Annotated in this window: 1 pseudogene; it reads right to left on the bottom strand. The window is 59.1% G+C overall.

Annotated features, from left to right (window positions below):
• A pseudogene (locus tag KVT28_RS27110) lies at positions 1-232 on the bottom strand (leucine ABC transporter subunit substrate-binding protein LivK); the annotation flags it as partial.

Below are 232 nucleotides of genomic sequence, written 5' to 3'. Positions count from 1 at the left end.
CGGCCACCAGCGACTGAATCGCCGCGTAGGTGGTCCAGACGAACGGTCCGGTTGGATCTTTGCGGTTAGTCGCGGTGTTGGCTTTAATCGCATCAACAATCGCCTTGTTCTCTGGCAGCTGGTCATAACGTTTCGGCAGGGTCACGGACAGGCCTTCAGACGCATCGCCAGCGATGTTAGACAGAGAAGGGGTGGCCACGCCTTCCGGACCCATGAAACCGGCATTCAGGCC

The sequence above is a fragment of the Pantoea sp. GbtcB22 genome, assembly GCF_019091025.1.
Taxonomy (GTDB): Bacteria; Pseudomonadota; Gammaproteobacteria; order Enterobacterales; family Enterobacteriaceae; genus Pantoea; species Pantoea leporis.
The sequence above is the reverse complement of the archived record's forward strand: the minus strand, read 5'-3'. Positions and strand labels throughout refer to the sequence as shown.